Source organism: Cellulomonas septica (assembly GCF_012396155.1).
Classification (GTDB): domain Bacteria; phylum Actinomycetota; class Actinomycetes; order Actinomycetales; family Cellulomonadaceae; genus Cellulomonas; species Cellulomonas septica.
The window spans coordinates 1-1,015 of record NZ_JAAXOY010000911.1 but is presented as its reverse complement, the minus strand read 5'-3'; the positions used below and the strand labels follow the sequence as shown (position 1 = coordinate 1,015).

General features: G+C 76.7%; 1 protein-coding gene and 1 pseudogene. Both read left to right on the top strand.

Annotation, left to right across the window (positions count from 1 at the left end):
* A partial coding sequence (locus HGA02_RS20220) for an FAD-dependent oxidoreductase (protein WP_168681224.1) occupies positions 1-713 on the top strand: 713 nt, incomplete at its 5' end.
* A 114-nt stretch (positions 714-827) separates the two neighbouring features.
* Positions 828-1,015, top strand: a pseudogene (locus HGA02_RS20215) (LLM class flavin-dependent oxidoreductase); the annotation flags it as partial.

Sequence of the window (1,015 nt, the reverse complement as noted above, 5' to 3'; positions counted from 1 at the left end):
CTCGCGCGCACGGCGCCGACGTCCGGCACGACACGCCGGTGACCGGGCTGGTCGACGTCCCGGGCGGAGTCCTCGTCCGGACCGCGACCGACGAGGTCGTCGCGCGCAGCGTGGTCGTCGCCGTCGGTGCCTGGACGCACCGTCTGCTGACGGGCGCGGGCGCCGGCCTCGTCGACGCGGCCGCGGTCGCCGACGGTCTGCCGTCCCTGGTCGTCACGCAGGAGCAGCCCGCGCACTTCGCCCTGCGGACGGCCGCGCCGACGCCCGAGTCGTGGCCCGTGTTCACGCACCAGCCGCTCGACCTCGACGGCTGGCCGAGCGGCACCTACGGGCTCGTCGACCCCGTCGAGGGGCTCAAGATCGGCTTCCACGGCGTCGGCCCCGTGACCGACCCCGACCGGCGGACCTACGAGCCCGAGCCCGGCCAGCTCGCGCAGCTCCGGCAGTACGTCCGCACGTGGGTGCCGGGGGCCGACCCCGACTCCTTCGAGCCCGTGTCCTGCACGTACACGACGACGCCCGACCACGACTTCGTGCTCGACCGGCGCGGCCGCGTGGTCGTGGCCGCCGGGTTCTCCGGGCACGGCTTCAAGTTCGGGCCCGCGATCGGGCGCGTGCTGGCCGACCTCGCGGCCGAGGACCCCGACGGGCCGACGCGAGCCGCGGCCGCGCGGTTCGCGCTGCACCGGACCGCCCACCCTGCCCGCACCTGACGCCCTCGACCTGACGACCCGTACCCGACCGCGCGCCGCGACACCGACCACACCGGATCCACCGGATCGCGCCGCGCTCCACGGCCTCCGCAGCACCACGACGACAGGACCGCCATGAGCCCCACCACCACCGCCCGCCGCGTCCCGCTCTCGATCCTCGACCTCGCGGTCGTCGCCGACGGCGCGACCGGCCAGGACGCGATCCGCGCGAGCCTCGACCTGGCCGTGCGCGCCGACGCGCTCGGCTACCGCCGGTTCTGGTTCGCCGAGCACCACCTCGCGCCCGGCGTCGCGTCGGCGTC